Origin of the sequence: Blastochloris sulfoviridis (genome assembly GCF_008630065.1) — a bacterium.
GTDB lineage: Bacteria > Pseudomonadota > Alphaproteobacteria > Rhizobiales > Xanthobacteraceae > Blastochloris > Blastochloris sulfoviridis.
In genome coordinates this window covers 149,156-165,221 of the sequence record NZ_VWPL01000003.1, presented here as the reverse complement: position 1 = coordinate 165,221, position 16,066 = coordinate 149,156, and the positions used below count along the sequence as shown (strand labels likewise).

Annotated in this window: 12 protein-coding genes; 8 read left to right on the top strand and 4 right to left on the bottom strand. The window is 69.1% G+C overall.

Annotated elements, in window-relative coordinates; all coding sequences use genetic code 11:
* Positions 1–3: 3 nt before the first annotated feature.
* The 3 genes from groL (at position 4) to F1193_RS02755 (ending at position 4,728) form a co-directional block, all read left to right on the top strand.
* Positions 4–1,638, top strand: coding sequence for a chaperonin GroEL (gene groL, locus F1193_RS02765; protein WP_150096144.1), 1,635 nt, complete (start codon positions 4–6; stop codon positions 1,636–1,638).
* Between the two features lie 705 nt (positions 1,639–2,343).
* On the top strand, positions 2,344–2,610 hold the full coding sequence (locus F1193_RS02760; protein ID WP_170263291.1) for a PilZ domain-containing protein: 267 nt from the start codon (positions 2,344–2,346) through the stop codon (positions 2,608–2,610).
* 330 nt (positions 2,611–2,940) lie between these two features.
* Complete coding sequence (locus tag F1193_RS02755; RefSeq protein WP_150096142.1) at positions 2,941–4,728, top strand: ABC transporter ATP-binding protein/permease; 1,788 nt, start codon at positions 2,941–2,943, stop codon at positions 4,726–4,728.
* A 151-nt stretch (positions 4,729–4,879) separates the two neighbouring features.
* Here F1193_RS02755 and F1193_RS02750 read toward each other — a convergent pair whose 3' ends face one another.
* Both F1193_RS02750 and F1193_RS02745 read right to left on the bottom strand, forming a co-directional pair.
* The gene (locus F1193_RS02750) at positions 4,880–5,704 is read right to left on the bottom strand and encodes a ChbG/HpnK family deacetylase (protein ID WP_150096141.1); all 825 of its coding nucleotides are present in this window, start codon (positions 5,702–5,704) and stop codon (positions 4,880–4,882) included.
* Positions 5,701–6,723 (bottom strand): glycosyltransferase family 2 protein, encoded by a 1,023-nt coding sequence (locus tag F1193_RS02745; protein WP_150096140.1) that lies wholly within the window; start codon positions 6,721–6,723, stop codon positions 5,701–5,703. The genes F1193_RS02750 and F1193_RS02745 overlap by 4 nt, the downstream gene beginning before the upstream one ends.
* 861 nt (positions 6,724–7,584) lie before the next feature.
* On the opposite strand from F1193_RS02745, the gene F1193_RS02740 reads away from it, so the two are divergent.
* Positions 7,585–8,412: a universal stress protein gene (locus tag F1193_RS02740; protein ID WP_170263288.1), complete on the top strand. Its 828-nt coding sequence runs from the start codon at positions 7,585–7,587 to the stop codon at positions 8,410–8,412.
* Between the two features lie 756 nt (positions 8,413–9,168).
* Entirely contained in the window at positions 9,169–11,889 is a 2,721-nt protein-coding gene (locus F1193_RS02735; RefSeq protein ID WP_150096138.1) for a bifunctional acetate--CoA ligase family protein/GNAT family N-acetyltransferase, read from the top strand.
* Between the two features lie 106 nt (positions 11,890–11,995).
* Here the strand turns inward: F1193_RS02735 and hisG are convergent, their stop codons facing one another.
* Positions 11,996–12,976: an ATP phosphoribosyltransferase gene (hisG, locus tag F1193_RS02730; RefSeq protein WP_150096137.1), complete on the bottom strand. Its 981-nt coding sequence runs from the start codon at positions 12,974–12,976 to the stop codon at positions 11,996–11,998.
* Positions 12,973–14,115 (bottom strand): ATP phosphoribosyltransferase regulatory subunit, encoded by a 1,143-nt coding sequence (locus F1193_RS02725; protein WP_150096136.1) that lies wholly within the window; start codon positions 14,113–14,115, stop codon positions 12,973–12,975. The genes hisG and F1193_RS02725 overlap by 4 nt, the downstream gene beginning before the upstream one ends.
* A 160-nt stretch (positions 14,116–14,275) precedes the next feature.
* Here F1193_RS02725 and F1193_RS02720 point away from each other — a divergent pair, with 160 nt between their 5' ends.
* The 3 genes from F1193_RS02720 (at position 14,276) to F1193_RS02710 (ending at position 15,925) form a co-directional block, all read left to right on the top strand.
* A complete protein-coding gene (locus F1193_RS02720) occupies positions 14,276–14,587 on the top strand; it encodes a hypothetical protein (protein WP_150096135.1) in 312 nt (103 codons plus the stop codon).
* A 61-nt stretch (positions 14,588–14,648) separates the two neighbouring features.
* Entirely contained in the window at positions 14,649–15,122 is a 474-nt protein-coding gene (locus F1193_RS02715) for a low molecular weight protein-tyrosine-phosphatase (protein ID WP_150096134.1), read from the top strand.
* On the top strand, positions 15,119–15,925 hold the full coding sequence (locus F1193_RS02710) for a fructosamine kinase family protein (RefSeq protein WP_150096133.1): 807 nt from the start codon (positions 15,119–15,121) through the stop codon (positions 15,923–15,925). The genes F1193_RS02715 and F1193_RS02710 overlap by 4 nt, the downstream gene beginning before the upstream one ends.
* Positions 15,926–16,066 lie beyond the last annotated feature (141 nt).

The window sequence follows — 16,066 nt, the reverse complement described above, 5'->3', positions numbered from 1 at the left end:
GAAATGGCTGCGAAGGAAGTCCGGTTTTCGGCCGACGCGCGCGAGAAGATGCTGCGCGGCGTCGACATTCTCGCCAACGCCGTAAAGGTCACGCTCGGCCCCAAGGGCCGCAACGTCGTGCTCGACAAGGCGTTCGGCGCCCCGCGCATCACCAAGGACGGCGTCACCGTCGCCAAGGAAATCGAGCTTGAGGACAAGTTCGAGAACATGGGCGCGCAGATGGTGCGCGAGGTGGCCTCCAAGACCAACGACACGGCCGGCGACGGCACCACCACCGCCACCGTGCTGGCCCAGGCCATCGTCAAGGAAGGCGCCAAGGCGGTTGCCGCCGGCATGAACCCGATGGACCTCAAGCGCGGCGTCGACCTCGCCGTCGCCGCGGTGCTCGTCGACATCGCCGGCCGCGCCAAGAAGGTGAAGTCGTCGGAGGAGGTCGCCCAGGTCGGCACCATCTCCGCCAATGGCGACAAGCAGATCGGCGAGATGATCGCCAACGCCATGCAGAAGGTCGGCAATGAGGGCGTGATCACCGTCGAGGAGGCCAAGAGCCTCGATACCGACGTCGAGATCGTCGAGGGCATGCAGTTCGACCGCGGCTACATCTCGCCCTACTTCATCACCAACGCCGAGAAGATGGTTGCCGAGCTCGAGGACGCCTTCGTCCTGGTGTTCGAGAAGAAGCTGTCGGGCCTGCAGGCCATGCTGCCGGTGCTCGAAGCCGTGGTGCAGTCCTCGCGCCCGCTGGTGATCGTCGCCGAGGACGTCGAGGGCGAGGCGCTCGCCACCCTCGTCGTCAACAAGCTGCGCGGCGGCCTCAAGGTCGCGGCGGTGAAGGCGCCGGGCTTCGGCGACCGCCGCAAGGCGATGCTCGAAGACATCGCCATCCTCACCGGCGGCCAGGTGGTGTCCGAAGACCTCGGCATCAAGCTTGAGAACGTCAACCTTCAGATGCTTGGCCGCGCCAAGAAGATCATCATCGAGAAGGAAAAGACCACCATCGTCGACGGCGCCGGCCAGAAGGCCGACATCGAGGCCCGCGTCGCCCAGATCAAGGCGCAGATCGAGGAGACCACCTCCGACTACGACCGCGAGAAGCTGCAGGAGCGGCTGGCCAAGCTCGCCGGCGGCGTCGCGGTGATCCGCGTCGGCGGCGCCACCGAGATCGAGGTGAAGGAGAAGAAGGACCGCGTCGAGGACGCCCTCAACGCCACCCGCGCCGCGGTGGAAGAGGGCATCGTGCCGGGCGGCGGCACCGCGCTCCTGCGTGCCAAGCAGGCGATCGCCGGAATGAAGAACGCCAATCCGGACGTCCAGGCCGGCATCAATATCGTGCTGCGCGCGCTTGAGGCGCCGATCCGCCAGATCGTCGAGAACGCCGGCGTGGAAGGCTCGATCGTCGTCGGCAAGCTGCTCGAGTCCTCGTCGCAGACGCTGGGCTTCGACGCCCAGACCGAGGCCTATGTCGACCTCCTCGAAGCCGGCATCGTCGATCCGGCCAAGGTGGTGCGCACCGCGCTGCAGGACGCCGCGTCGGTGGCGGGCCTCCTCATCACAACCGAGGCCATGGTCGCCGAGCTGCCGAAGAAGGAAGCTCCGCCGGCGATGCCGGGCGGCGGCATGGGCGGCATGGACTTCTGATCTCCGATCAGAAGTTCCAAGGCCGCCCATCACTTGGGGTGCCGAAGCCGGCAACAGCCGGCTTCGGGTGCGGCATGGACTTCTGATCTCCGATCAGAAGTTCCAAGGCCGCCCATCACTTGGGGTGCCGAAGCCGGCAACAGCCGGCTTCGGGTGCGGCATGGACTTCTGATCTCCGATCAGAAGTTCCAAGGCCGCCCATCACTTGGGGTGCCGAAGCCGGCAACAGCCGGCTTCGGGTGCGGCATGGACTTCTGATCTCCGATCAGAAGACCTGAATGCCGCCCATCACCTGGGTTCCGAAGTCGGCAACAGCCGGCTTCGGGTGCGGCATGGACTTCTGAGCCGTCTGCCAATCATCGGATGCGGAAGAGGGGGCTTCGGCCCCCTCTTTTCGTTTGTGCCCGGTTCGGTGACGGCTGCGTGGTCAGTCCAGGCCAGCGATCCGCAAGTCCGCCGCCGTGGCGTTATACTAAAGGCCCTCGCCTTTGACCCGTCGTCGTCATGGCCGGGCTTGTCCCGGCCATCCACGTCTTTGTTTTAAAATACATTTTAAGTCGTGGATGCCCGCGACAAGCGCGGGCATGACGAGTCACGTCTTATGGCCCCTGGCGTTAAGCTTAACGCAAGGTAAAATCCGGGCCGTCCTCATGACGGGGCTCGCCTTGCGTTAGATTGGCACCCGCTGCAATGCAGGAGGGAAGAATGAGCGAGGATCGGCGGCGGCACCCGCGGCTGCGCAGCCTGATCGGTGGCCGCATCATCTTCAATGACGGGCGCTCGACGCTCGACTGCGTGCTGCGCAACATTTCCCCCGGCGGGGCGCTGATCGCCTGCAGCGCCGCCGTCTCGCTGCCGGAAATCTTCGACCTGCTGCTGCCGAGCAAGAACCGCCGCCTGCGTGTCCGCCTCGTCTGGCGGCACGAGGACCAGCTCGGCATCGCCACGCTGTCGCCGGTTCCGTCCTGGTGAGGCGTGCCGCGCTCCCGCGGCTAGAGCATTTTCCGCACAAGTGGATACCGGTTGTGCGAAAGACCCGAAGGGCCGCGTCAGCGAAAATGCGACAAACCAGAAACTTAGAGCGTCCGATCTGATGCAGTCAGATCGGATCACGCTCCAGTGATGTTCTGATTTCCCGGCACAGCGGCAATCCCGGACGGGCGTGGCGAACACCGCGCCCGTTTTCGCATGCGGGCAGCCCACGAGGGCGTGGTCGCGACGAGGCGGCGCCGCGGCCCCATCGCCGCCGGAATTGGCGCGCATGCGCCTCGGGCGAATTCCCTTGCGCAGGAGACGATTGGCGTGTCGACCGTGACCGAAACCCTGGCCGTGACCTGGCGGCTTGCCGCGCCCTATTTCCGTGCCGACCAGATGGGCGAGGTCAGCCTCGGACCGCTCGGGCGCTTCCGGCTGCGCGAGAAATGGGCCGGGCGCGGCCTGCTCGCCGCGGTCGTCGCCATCGAGCTGGCCATCGTCGCCATCACGGTGGCGCTGAACGCCTGGAACGCCCGCTTCTACGACGCGCTGCAAAACCGCAACTGGGACAGCTTCGTCTATGAACTCGGCTTCTTCTGCGTGCTGGCGGCGGCGTTCATCCTGCTCGCCGTCTACCAAGTCTATCTGAACCAGTGGCTGCAGATCCGCTGGCGGCGCTGGATGACCGAGCGGCTGCTCGGCGAATGGCTGGCCGGGGCCAACCACTACCGCATGCAGCTGCTCGGCGAGAGTGCCGACAATCCGGACCAGCGCATCGCCGAGGACATCCAGCTGTTCGTCGGCCGCACGCTGTCGCTCGGCGTCGGCCTGCTCAGCGCGGTGGTCACGCTGGTGTCGTTCGTCGGCATCCTGTGGGCGCTGTCGGCGCAGGCGCCCTTGATGATCGGCGGCACCACCTTCGCCATTCCCGGCTATCTGGTGCTCGCGGCGCTGATCTATGCCGCGCTCGGCACGCTTCTCACCCATCTCATCGGCCGCGCGCTGGTGCGGCTCAATTTCGACCAGCAGCGCTTCGAGGCCGATTTCCGCGTCTCGCTGGTGCGGGTGCGCGAGAACGCCGAGCAGATCGCGCTTCTGGGGGGCGAGGAGGCCGAGCGCACCCGGCTGATGGAGCGCTTCGCCCATGTGATGCGCAATTGGTGGGCGATCATGGACCGCCAGAAGCGCCTGACCTTCTTCACCGCCGGCTATTCGCAGGTCTCGACGGTGTTTCCGTTCATCGTCGCGAGCCCGGCCTATTTCGCCGGCGCCTTCCAGCTCGGCGGGCTGATGCAGACCGCCTCCGCCTTCGGCCGGGTCGAGAACGCGCTGGCCTTCTTCATCTCGGCCTACACGAGTTTTGCCGAGTGGCGCGCGGTGGTCCAACGGCTCGGCGGCTTCGAGGCGGCGGCCCACGCCGCGCGCCTCGTGCCGGTGACGCCGCCGGTGGTCCAGGTCGAGCGCAGCGGGGCGGGCGAGGTCCGCGCCCGCGACCTCGAGCTCGGCCTGCCCGACGGCCGGGTGCTGCTGGCGGTGGACGATTTCATCGTCGCGGCCGGCGAGCGCGTTCTGGTCACCGGGCCGTCGGGCTCGGGCAAGTCGACGCTGTTCCGCGCGGTCGGCGGCATCTGGCCGTTCGGCGAGGGCGTGGTGCGGGTGCCGGAGGGGGCGAGCGTGATGCTGCTGCCGCAGCGTCCCTATCTGCCGGTCGATTCCCTGCGCGCGGCGGTGTCGTTCCCGGCGGCGCCGGGCACGTTCGCCGACGCCGACATCGAAGCGGTGCTGCGCGCGGTCGGCCTGCCCGCCTTCGCCGGCCGGCTCGACGAGGTGTCGCTGTGGGGGCAGCGCCTGTCGGGCGGCGAGCAGCAGCGCCTGGCGTTCGCCCGCGCGCTGCTGCACGCGCCGGACTGGCTGTTCCTGGACGAGGCGACCGCCTCGCTCGACGAGGCCAGCGAAGCCGCGCTCTACCGGCTGTTGATGGAGCGCCTGCCGGGCGTCACCGTGGTGTCGATCGGCCACCGCTCGACGCTTGCCGAGTTCCACGGCCGCACCGTCCGGCTGGTGCGCGACGGCGCCGCCCACCGCGTGGTGGCGCCATCGCCCCAGCCGGCGTGAGCCGCCGATCTGTCGTTCTGAGCGGCGTGAGCCGCCGATCTGTCGTCCCGGGCAAGGGCCGACAGGCCCGCGACCCGAGACCGTGTTCCGGAAGGGGTGTCTTGTTCTGATGACGGTCCCGGCTCGCTGACGCTCGCCCGGGATGACGACCCTACTGCAATTCAGCCCCCGCCGCGGCCAGCGCCGCCGCCAGCCCGTCGCTGGCGAGAAAGGCGAACTCCGCCTCGCGGTGGCTGGTCAGCGGGTCGCGGGCGACCAGCTCGGCATCGACATGGCCGGGGTGGCACATCACCACCCCGCCATCCGGCAGCGCATCGAGGAAGCCCGGGAACAGGGCCGCGAAGTCGGCCTCCGGCTGGTAGAGATAGGCGCCGGCGAAGGCCGGGTTGACCCGGATGCCGCGGGTCGCGGCGCGCGACTTGAACGCGCGCGACAGGTGCGCCAGCACCGTTCCCTTGGGATCGCGGAACAGGTTGCGCGGCGCGTCGGCCCGTCCGCACTGGCGCACCCAGGCGCCGTGCAGGCGGTCGGCGACGACATCCAGCACGATGCCGCGAATCGTGGGCAGGAGCTGCACGTGCTGGTGGCCGTCGACATGGTCGGGCATCCGGCCGAAGGCGACGGCGAAGGCATCGAGCTGGGCCTCGATCTCGGCGCGGATGACGGCCGGCTTGAGGCGGCCGGCAAAGGCCAGCGCCATCAGCGCCGGCAGGTCGGGAAACGTGCCCGCGCGGGTGACCGGGGCGAAATTGACCGAGAGCGGGTGGTACGGGCCGGTGAGGGTCAGGTGCAGGCCGATGCCGAACGGCCGGGGCGTGACGGTATCGCGCAGCCGCGCCGCCTCGATGCGGAAGCCCGGCACCACGGTCATCACCGAGGTCGCCGACAGCCGCCCGGCCGCCGCGAGGTCGCGGATCGCGGCAGAGACGCCGGGCGCCAATGCATAGTCGTCGGCCACCAGTCGAATGCGTTTCATGCGTCGGCTCCGGGCGGTGTCCTGGCACCGGGCGCGGCCTGGCGCACCTCGCGCTCGGCGATGAAATAGATCGGGCGGGCCTTCAGCTCGGAGAGGATCTTGCCGATGTACTCGCCCATCACGCCGATCACGATGAGCTGCACCCCGCCGATGATGATGATGGCCACCATAAGCGAAGCATAGCCGGGAACCGCAATGTCCCAGATCAGCTTTTCCAGGATGATCCACAGGCCGAAGACAAACGCGCCGCCGGCCATGGCGAAGCCGAACACGCTGGCGACGCGCAGCGGCGCCACCGAAAACGACGTCAGCCCCTCGATCGACAGGCCGACCAGCGACTGGAAACTCCAGCTCGAGACGCCGTGGATGCGCTCGGCCGGCTCGTAGGGCACGCAGATCTGCCGAAAGCCGATCCAGCTCGACAAGCCCTTGAAGAAGCGGTTGCGTTCGGGAAGCTGGCGCAGTGCGGCGGCGGCGCGCGGCGACAGCAGACGGAAATCGCCGGCGTCGGGGGGGATCTGGTGGCGCGCGCCCCAGTTCAGCAGGGCGTAGAAGGTGCGCACGAACAGGCGCCGCAGCGCCGGTTCGTTGCGCCGGTGCGCCTTGGCAGTGAAGGCGACGTCGTAGCCGTCGTCGAGCCACAGCGACACCAGATGCTCCACCATGTCCGGCGGGTGCTGACCGTCGGCGTCCATGAACAGCACCGCACCCTTGCTGGCATGGTCGAGGCCGGCGACCAGCGCCGCCTCCTTGCCGAAATTGCGCGAGAACGACACCACCTGGAGGTCGACGCCGTCATTGGGCAGGCCGCGCAGCACGGCGAGCGAGGCGTCGCGCGAGCCGTCGTCGACATAGACGATCTCGACCGCCAGGCCGCGCTTTGCGGCAAATCCGGCGGCCAACGCCGCAAGGCGGGCATGCAGCGCCGGCAGGTTGGCGGCTTCGTTGTAGACCGGGACGACGATCGAAAGACCCGCCTCGGCGGCGGAGGCGGTGTTCGGGGCGGGTACTGTTGACATGATCTTGGGTGTTCACCGGACGGCGGGGCGACCTTATCACATGGTTTCCGGGTGGCCAGTTCGCCGGCAGCGGAAACGGTTTGGCCGGAAATCCCTGTTTGACGAGAGGATTAAGGGCGGCCGCGACGCAATGTCAGCCCGCGGGGCCGGATTTCGTTTTGATGCGGCGGGCGGCAGCCTTGGGCAGGCACATCCGGCGTGGCGGGCCTGCTCTGTCCGGTGCCGTGGCCTGTCGGGCTCGCAGCCCGCTCTGCCGGCGGTCTTGCCTGGGCCTGCCGCCATTTCGATGGCCGGCTCACTTCACGTCCGCGTGAATGCGGCAGGGCCGGGTGATCCGGCCAGGCGGACCGTTCGTAAGCTCGCGTGAATGCCGGGACAGGACGTTGGCCGACCCCCCTCACGGCCAGGTTCCGGGGATTCCGCCGCTCCTCCTCCGGGCGGTGACGAAACTGTCGTCGCGGCCGTTCTCCCCCGGAACGGCCGCGACGTGTCTTTTTCTCCCCCCCCCGGCCTGATCGCGCGACTGCACAGCCTGTGCCGGTGACGGCGGGGCCCGAAATCGCGCGCGGACCACCTGGATACAGGTTTGCCGATAGCCAGGCTTGCCGAAAACCCTTGTTCCGAAGGGGGAATTTTCGCTGAGCCGAATGTGAGGCTCCGGCTTGATCGGCCGGATGTCGTATGAGGTGTTCCTGCGGGGCGGGCCGCGCTAGAGCATCCGCCGATCTCGTTGAACCAGGCGGACGCTCCAAGTTATTGAGTTGTCGCATTCTCTTCCGCAAAACCGGTTCCCACTTTTGCGGAGAATGCTCTAGACTTTATCGTGCGATTGCATCGTCGCGTCGGACAGCGAGGCCTGCCATGATCAAGGATATCCTCGTGCATCTTTCGCCCGGAGAGCGCCGCGACCCGGGAGCCGACTTCTCCCTTTCGGTGGCGGCGCTGTTCGGCGCTTCGCTCACCGGAGTGGCCTTCGCCTACGAGCCGGTCATTCCGCCGAGCGTATTCGGCACCATTCCGGCCGAGCTGATCGCCGCCCAGAAGCAGCAGAGCGTGAAGGCCGCCGCGGCGCCCGCGGCGCGGTTCCAGGAGGGCCTGCGGCTGGCCGACCTGCACGGCGGAACCCGGATCCTTGATGCCGGCGTTCCCGTGTCGGGCGACGTGTTCGGCCGCCTCGCCCGGCTGTTCGACCTGTCGATCGTCACCCAGGCCGAGCCCGATTCGCTCGGCGCCGAGGATCTGGTGGTCGAGGGTGCGCTGTTCGAGGCAGGGCGCCCGGTGCTGGTGGTGCCCTATGTGCAGACCGCCGGGATCACGCTGGAGCGGGTGGTGGTGGCCTGGGACGGCAGCCGCCAGGCGGCGCGGGCCTGCGCCGATTCGCTGCCCTTCCTGACCAAGGCCACGCGGGTCGAGGTGGTGATGGTCTCCGGCGAGCGGCCCAAGGCCGGCGAGGTGCAGGGCGCCGACGTCGCCCAGCATCTGGCCCGGCATGACATCAAGGTGGAGGTCAAGCGCATTTCCGAGGCCGGCGGCATCGGCGAGACGCTCCTGTCCTACGCCGCCGATTCGGGGGCCGATTTCCTGGTGATGGGCGGCTATGGCCACTCGCGGCTGCGCGAATTCGTGCTGGGCGGGGCGACGCGCGGCATCCTCGACGCCATGACGCTGCCGGTGCTGCTGTCGCACTGACCGTCTCTTCCGCACGCCAGCGCCTCGTGGCGGATCCGCGAGGTGCCGGCGTGCTTGGCCGGGTTGCCCGAGGTTTCGGCTTCGCAGCAGGCGATTTGGCGCGAGGGACCAGCTTTCGCGGGACAGGCCAACGGCTTGGGGCGTCCCGCCGCGGGGCGGCGGGCGCGGGACCGGCCCGGCCGCCATCGGCATCCGCAGATGTCTGGATCGGTTTGACCCCACGCAGGTGAGTCCGCTGGTGTCATTTCCCAGATATACGGGTACCAAGTGGCGGCCTTCATCCAGTCGAGCGTTTTCCATGCTTGGTGGGGGCCGGTCTTCTTGAACGTATGTGCGTCATACGGTTTCGGGTTGTTCTCTTCGGGATACCGGAAACGATCTCGCCGAGAAATCCGTGTTCGAAAACGGGATTTTCGGCGAGCGGAATACGAAGCTCCGGCTTGATCAGCCGGACTTCGTATCAGTTCGTATCAGAACGCGAGCTTCGGACATCCTCCGCAGACTTGGGAACCGGTTTTGCCTGAGAGAATGTGATAACGCAGCAAGTTGGAGCGTCCGATCTGGCGTCGTCGGATCGGCGGGCGCTCAGGTGGACGAAATCCGACGTCCGACACCCGAGAGTCGGAAGAATTTCATCCACAGATTCAATGTACTGTGGGCCGAGCTGACCGGATGTCCGCGGATGCGGATGTCAGGATCGGGCCACCGGACCAGAACCCTGGTGCGCGCGATGCGCGCCCGAACGATGGGCAGGCAATGAGCATCTACCGACTCGATACGCTGTTCGCGCCGAAGTCCGTCGTGCTGGCGGGTGCGAGCCCGCAGCCGCACTCGGTCGGCCACGTGGTGCTGAACAATCTGCGACGCGCCGGCTTCGCCGGCCGGCTGTCGCTGGTCAATCCGAACTATGCGGAGATAGACGGGCTGGCGTGCCACGCATCGGTGGCCGACCTGCCCGAAAAGACCGATCTCGCCGTCATCGCCACGCCGCTGCCGACCGTGCCCGATCTCGTCCGCCAGTTCGCCGAGCGGGGCACCAAGGGCTGCGTCATCATCACCACAGGCGCCGATGGCGGGCCGGAGGGCGTGGCCCGGCTGCGCGAGGAGGTGATCCGGATCGCCCGTCCCTTCGGCATGCGCATCATCGGGCCGGATTCGATCGGCGTCACCGTGCCGCGCGCCAAGCTCGACGCCTCGATCGGCGCGGCCCCCATGGAGGCCGGCGACCTGGCGCTGGTGTCGCAGTCGGGGTCGGTGATCACCACCATCGTCGACTGGGCCAACCGCCACAATATCGGCTTCTCGGCGGTGGTCGCGACCGGCGACATGGCCGACGTCGATTTCTCCGACCTGCTCGACTGGTTCGCGCTCGACTACAAGACCCGCGCCATCCTGCTCTATGTCGAGGCGATCCAGGATGCCGCCAAGTTCATGTCGGCGGCGCGGGCGGCGGCACGCTCCAAGCCGGTGGTGGTGATCAAGCCCGGCCTGTCGCACGATTCCGTGCGCCGCTCCTCGCATGCCGGCTCGCTTGCCGGCGCCGACGCGGTCTATGACGCCGCCTTCCGGCGCGCCGGCCTGCTCCGGGTGCGCGATCTCGGCGAGATGTTCGATGCAGCCGAGACGCTGTCGCGGCTGAAGCCGTTCCAGGGGCGCCGCCTCGCCGTCGCCTCGAACGGCGTGGGGCCGGCGATCCTGGCGCTCGACCGGCTGGTGGAGCGCGGCGGCGTGCCGGCGACGCTGGCACCGGCGACGCTGGAGCGGCTCGGCAGCGTGCTGTCGGAGCGGGCCTCGCGCAGCAATCCGGTCGATCTCGGCGCCGGCGGCGGCGGGGCACGCTACCGCGGCAGCCTCGAGGCGCTGCTGGCCGATCCCGGGGTGGACGCGGTGCTGATGATGAGCGCGCCGACCGCACTTGCCGACGCCAAGGAGGCCGCTTCCGCGGTGGTTGGCGCCGTGGAGCAGCACCGCAAGACCTCGTACCGGCCGAAGCCGGTGCTCGCCGCCTGGCTCGGCCAGAATGGCGAGCTGCACGACATTTTCGAGGCCGCCAAGATCCCGCTCCATGTGACGCCGCACGATGCCGTCGACGGCTTCATGCATGTGGTGCGCTACTCGCAGGCCCAGGAGGCGGCGATCGAGACGCCGCCCTCGCTGCCCGAGGAGTTCGAGCCGGACGTGGCCGCCGCCCGCGCCGCCGTCGCCAGCGGGCTCGCCGCCGGCCGGCGCTGGCTCGATCCCGAATCGGTGGCGCGGGTGCTGGAGGCCTATCGCATCCCCTGCGCCGCCGCCGAGGTGGCGAAGACGCCGGCCAAGGCGCGCATCGCCGCCGAACGGCTGCTGCCGGTCAGCGGTGGCTGCGTCATCAAGGTGCTGTCGGAAGACCTGCCGCACAAGAGCGACGTCGGCGGCGTCCGGCTCGGCCTGACCTCCGCCGACGCGGTGGAGGATGCCGCCTACGGCATGCTGGCGCGGGTGGCCAAGCTGCGTCCGGACGCGCGCATCGACGGCGTCGTGGTGCAGCCGATGGTCAACCGGCCCTATGGGCTCGAACTGATCGCCGGCATCACCGACGATCCGGTGTTCGGCCCGGTGGTGGTGTTCGGCCGCGGCGGCACCGCGGTCGAGCTGTTCGACGACAAGGCCTTAGCGCTGCCGCCGCTCGACATGAAGCTCGCCTTCGAACTGATGGCCGAGACCAAGGTCGACAAATTGCTCAATGGCTGGCGCGGCCAGCCGCCGGCCGACCGCAACGCGGTGGCGCTGGTGCTGGTCAAGCTGTCGCAGCTCACCGCCGACATCCCCGAGATCCGCGAGATCGACCTCAACCCGCTGATCGCCGACGAGCGCGGCGTCATCGTGCTCGACGCCAAGATCGCCGTCGAGCCCTGCCCCAAGCTGCGCGGCTACTCCAATCCGCGCCTCGCCATCCGCCCCTATCCGAAGCAGTGGGAGCGCAACGAGGTGCTGCGCGACGGCACGCGCATCCTGGTGCGGCCGGTGCGGCCGGAGGACGAGAAGCTCTATCCCGATTTCCTCAAGCGGGTGACGGCGGAGGACCTGCGGCTGCGCTTCTTCGCGCCGATCAAGGAGTTCACCCACGCCTTCATCGCCAAGCTGACCCAGCTCGACTACGCCCGCGCGGTGGCGTTCGCCGCCATCCACGAGGACACCGGCGAGCTGTGGGGCGTGGTGCGCCTGCACGCCGACCCGAACCACGAGACCGGCGAATACGCCATCCTGCTGCGCTCTGAGTTGAAGGGGCGGGGCCTCGGCTGGCTCCTGATGCAGCGGATCATCGACTACGCCAAGAACGAGGGGTTCAAGCGCGTCAAGGGCCAGGTGCTGCGCGAGAACACCACCATGATCGCGATGTGCCAGAAGCTCGGCTTCGAGGTGCATGACGACGCCGAGGACAACAGCCTGAAGATCGTCACCTTCGAGATCGATCAGGCCGGCGCCGCGGCGGCGGAGTAGGGCTCTGGAGCGTCCGCCGACCTGATTGGATCAAGCGGACGCTCCACGTTCTTGAGTTGTCGCATTCTCTTTCGCAAAACCGGTTCCCACTTTTGCGGAGAATGCTCTACCCCAGCCGCGCCTGAAGCGTCTCCCACAGCGGGTTGCCGGCGGTGAAGACGTACTCGATCGGCGCCACCGTCACCGCCTCGGCCCCGCGCTCGCGCAAGTAAACGGCCAGGGCGTGGATGGTGTTGGGCGGGCAGTGCAGCGTCACCATGCCGGTCGAGGTCGGCGCGCCGAGCGGCGCGGTGACCTTGAAGCGCGCCTTCGCCTCGTCCACCATGCCGGCGTCGAGCGCTGCGAAACGCGCCCGCACCTCGCGCACCGAGCGCGCCAGCGCCTCGGCGGCGATGCGGTCGAGAATGGCGGCGGCGGCGGCGCGGTTGTCGTCCGACCAGGTGGCGGTGAGCGAGGCGACGAGGTTCGCCTCCGAGCGCAGCATCACCCCGTCGTCGAGCACCTTGAGGGCATTGGCGGCCAGCGTCGCGCCGGTGGTGGTGATGTCGACGATCAGCTCGGCGGCGCCGGTGGCCGGCGCGCCCTCGGTGGCGCCCAGGCTTTCGACGATGCGGTAGTCGACCAGCCCGTGCCCGGCGAAGAAGGTCCGGGTCAGGTTCACGTACTTGGTGGCGACGCGCAACTTGCGCCCATGTCGGGCGCGGAAGGCGGTGGCGACGTCGTCGAGGTCGTGCATGGTGGCGACGTCGATCCAGGCCTGCGGCACCGCGGCCACGACATTGGCGTGGCCGAAGCCGAGCGGCGTCACCATCGCCACGCGGGAGTCCGCCTCGGGGATCGATTCGCGCACCAGATCCTCGCCGGTGACGCCGAAATGCACCGAGCCGCAGGCGATCTCGCGGGCGATCTCGGAGGCCGATAGATACGCCACCTCGACGCCGGGCACGCCGGCCAGCGCGCCGCGATAGTCGCGGGCGCCGCGCGCCTGCACCAGCGCCATGCCGGCGCGGCCGAAAAAAGCGTGGGTGTTCTCCTGCAGCCGGCCCTTGGAGGGAACGGCCAGCACCAGCGGGGCGGAATTGCTCATGCCACGCCTCCTGCCGCGGTGAGTCGATCGATCCAGCAGGCGAGCCCGACCGCCGCCACCGGCGCCGGGCTGCCGAGCAGCGTGCACAGCTCGTCATAGCGCCCGCCGGCCACCAAGGGGCCGGGCTCGGGATTGTCGGGGTCGTGCAATTCGAACACGAAGCCGGAGTAGTACTCCAGGCCGCGGCCGAACGAGGTCGAAAACCGCATGGACGACACTTCGAGCCCCTGGGCGGCGAAGAAGCCGGTGCGCTGCTCGAAGGCGTCGATGGAGGGCGACATGTCGATGCCGGCCTCGCGCGCCAGCGTGCGCAGCGCGTCCGCCGCCTCGTCGGGGTCGCCCGAAATCTCCAGGAACTGCTCGATCACACCGAGCGCCGAGGCCGGCACGGCACCGGTGGCGCCAAGCGCTGCCTGTTCGAGGAAGCGCTCGGCGATCTCGCCGGCGGAACGGCCGCCGACCGTGCTGATGCCGGCGATCGACAGGAGGTCGGTGACCACCTCGCGGGCAGCCGCCGGATCCTGGCCGGCCAGCGCGGCGAGCACGCCGGCATAGGGCATGGTCGGGCCGGGGGTCGCCAGCAGATCGAGCGCCTCGCGCAGCGAGCCGGTGCGGTTGAAGTCCTTCAGCAGGCGGCGGCGCCATTGCGGCGGCAGGTCGAGCGCATCGACCAGGCCGGCGAACAGGCTGCGGTCGCCGATCGAGATGCGGGGATGGGCCACCCCGAACTGGGCGGCCGCCTCGCAGCCCAGCGCCAGCACCTCGGCGTCGGCCGCCTCGCGGTCGCGCCGGCCGAGCGATTCGATGCCGGCCTGCAGGAATTCGCCCGGTGCGTCGCCACGGTAGCGGAAGACCGGGCCGAGATAGCTGTAGCCGACCGGCTCGGCCAGCCGGCCCGTGGCGATGTGGTCGCGGCACACCGGAATGGTCAGGTCGGGCCGGAGGCACCAGTCGCGCCCGCCCGCGTCGGTGGTGAGGTAGATGCGCCGACGCATCTCCTCGCCGGCAAGGTCGAAGAACACGTCGGCCGGCTGCAGAATGGCCGGCGCCACGTGGCGGTAGCCGGCGCGCTCGAACTGGGTGAGCAGAGCCTGTCCCGGCGTCTCGCCGGCAGACGCCGCAGTGGTCGGACCGTCCATGCCTGTCTTTTGCCCCGTTTGCCGCTCTCTTAGCAAAGCCCGGCGACGGGCGCGACGGCGCTTCTGGGCTTACGATGAATGGATCGGCTGGCCGGCGCTGATTTGTTACACTATTACGCACCGGCGCGGGCAGCCGAGTCCGGGGATCGAGCGAGGCAGCATGGCGCGGTTCTTCTTCACCCGACGCGGCGGCATCGAGGGCGAGGGGCGCGATGCCGCCCGGCGCATCGCCGAGCTGACGCGCGACTATCTCGCACTGCCGGAGGCCGCGACCGTATCGGTGACGGAACTGGCCTGCGGCGATCCCGGTTGCGTCGGCGGCGCCGAGACGGTGATCCTGGTGATGCGCCCCGGCCGGCGCACCGAGGCGGCCAAGATCCTGAAGGCGCTGTCGCAGGTGGAGGCGGCGGACCTGCCCGCGGCACTGGCCGGTCTGGTCGAGGAGCCGGGCGGACTGTTGCGCAAGGAATGAGTTGCGCGGTTAAATCGTAGCGGCGTTGATCTGGGCGCAGTCCTCTCAGGGGGTGTTCGGGGTGGCGAAGAAGCCGGCGGTGCTGTTCGTCTGTCTTGGCAATATCTGCCGCTCGCCGCTGGCGGAGGCGGCGTTCCGGCGCGCAGTCGCGAAACTCGATCTCGACGTCGAGATCGATTCGGCGGGCACCGGCCGCTGGCACGTCGGCGAACCGCCCGATGGGCGCGCCCAGGCGATCGCCCGGCGGCACGGCGTCGAGATCGGCCCCTATCGCGCCCGTCAGGTGACGCGGGAGGACTTCCACCGCTTCACCCACATCGTCGCGCTCGACCATGTGAATCTGGCGGTGCTCGAAGGGATGCGGCCGCCGGATGCCGCCGTTCACCTCAGCTTGCTGCTCGATCACGTGGAGGGCCGGCGCGGCCAGGCGGTGGCCGACCCCTATTACGGCGGCGACGAGGGCTTCGCGATGACCTGGGCCGACGTCACCAGCGGTGCCGAGGCCCTGGCCCGGCGCCTGGCAACGCGGGAATGACCGCGCTCGCCGCCATCGGCGCGCGGCTGCTCGGCGGGGGCCTCCGCCGTGCCGAGCCGCTGGCGGGCGGGGACCTGTCGGAGATTTTGCGCATCGAACTGGCGGACGGCCGCAGCGCCATCGTCAAGAGCGGGCCGGCGCCGCAGACCGAGGCGGCGATGCTCGAGGCCATCGCCGCGGCCGGCGCGCCGGCGCCCAGGGTGCTGGCGGCGAGCGCCGATGCGCTGGCGATCGAGGAACTGCCCACCGGCGGCAGCCTGCGCAACGCCTGGGGCAGCCTCGGCGCGGCGCTGGCGCGGCTGCACGACACCTTGGGCACGCGCTATGGCTGGCCGGCCGACTATGCGTTCGGGCCGATCGCCATCGCGAACGCGTTCGCCGACGACTGGCCGCGCTTCTGGGCCGAACGGCGGCTCATGGCGAGCGTGCCGCATATTCCCGCGCCGGTCGCCCGGCGGGTCGAGAGACTTGCCGCCGATCTCGCCGACCGGCTTCCGGCGCGCCCGGAGCCGTCGCTGCTGCACGGCGACCTGTGGGGCGGCAATGTGCTGGTCGACGGCGATCATGTGAGCGGGCTGATCGACCCCGCCTGCTATTTCGGCCATTGCGAGGTCGATCTTGCCATGCTGACGCTGTTCGACCGGCCGGGGCCTGCCTTCTACGACGCCTATGGCGCGCTGGAGCCGGGGGCGGACGAGCGGCTGGTGATCTACCGGCTGTGGCCGGCGCTGGTGCATCTGCGCCTGTTCGGCAGCGGCTATCGCGGCATGGTCGAGGGCATGCTGGCGGCGGCGGGCGTTTGACCGGGACGCACGGCAGGCGCGGATCGGACCCGACGGCTGACTGCACGGGGCAAGGTGACGTCGGCGAGGCGCTGTTGCTGATGAAATATCTTCGGGCGTTGCCGGCGAGCGTCCAATTCTTTGAATTAATACAAATAAAAA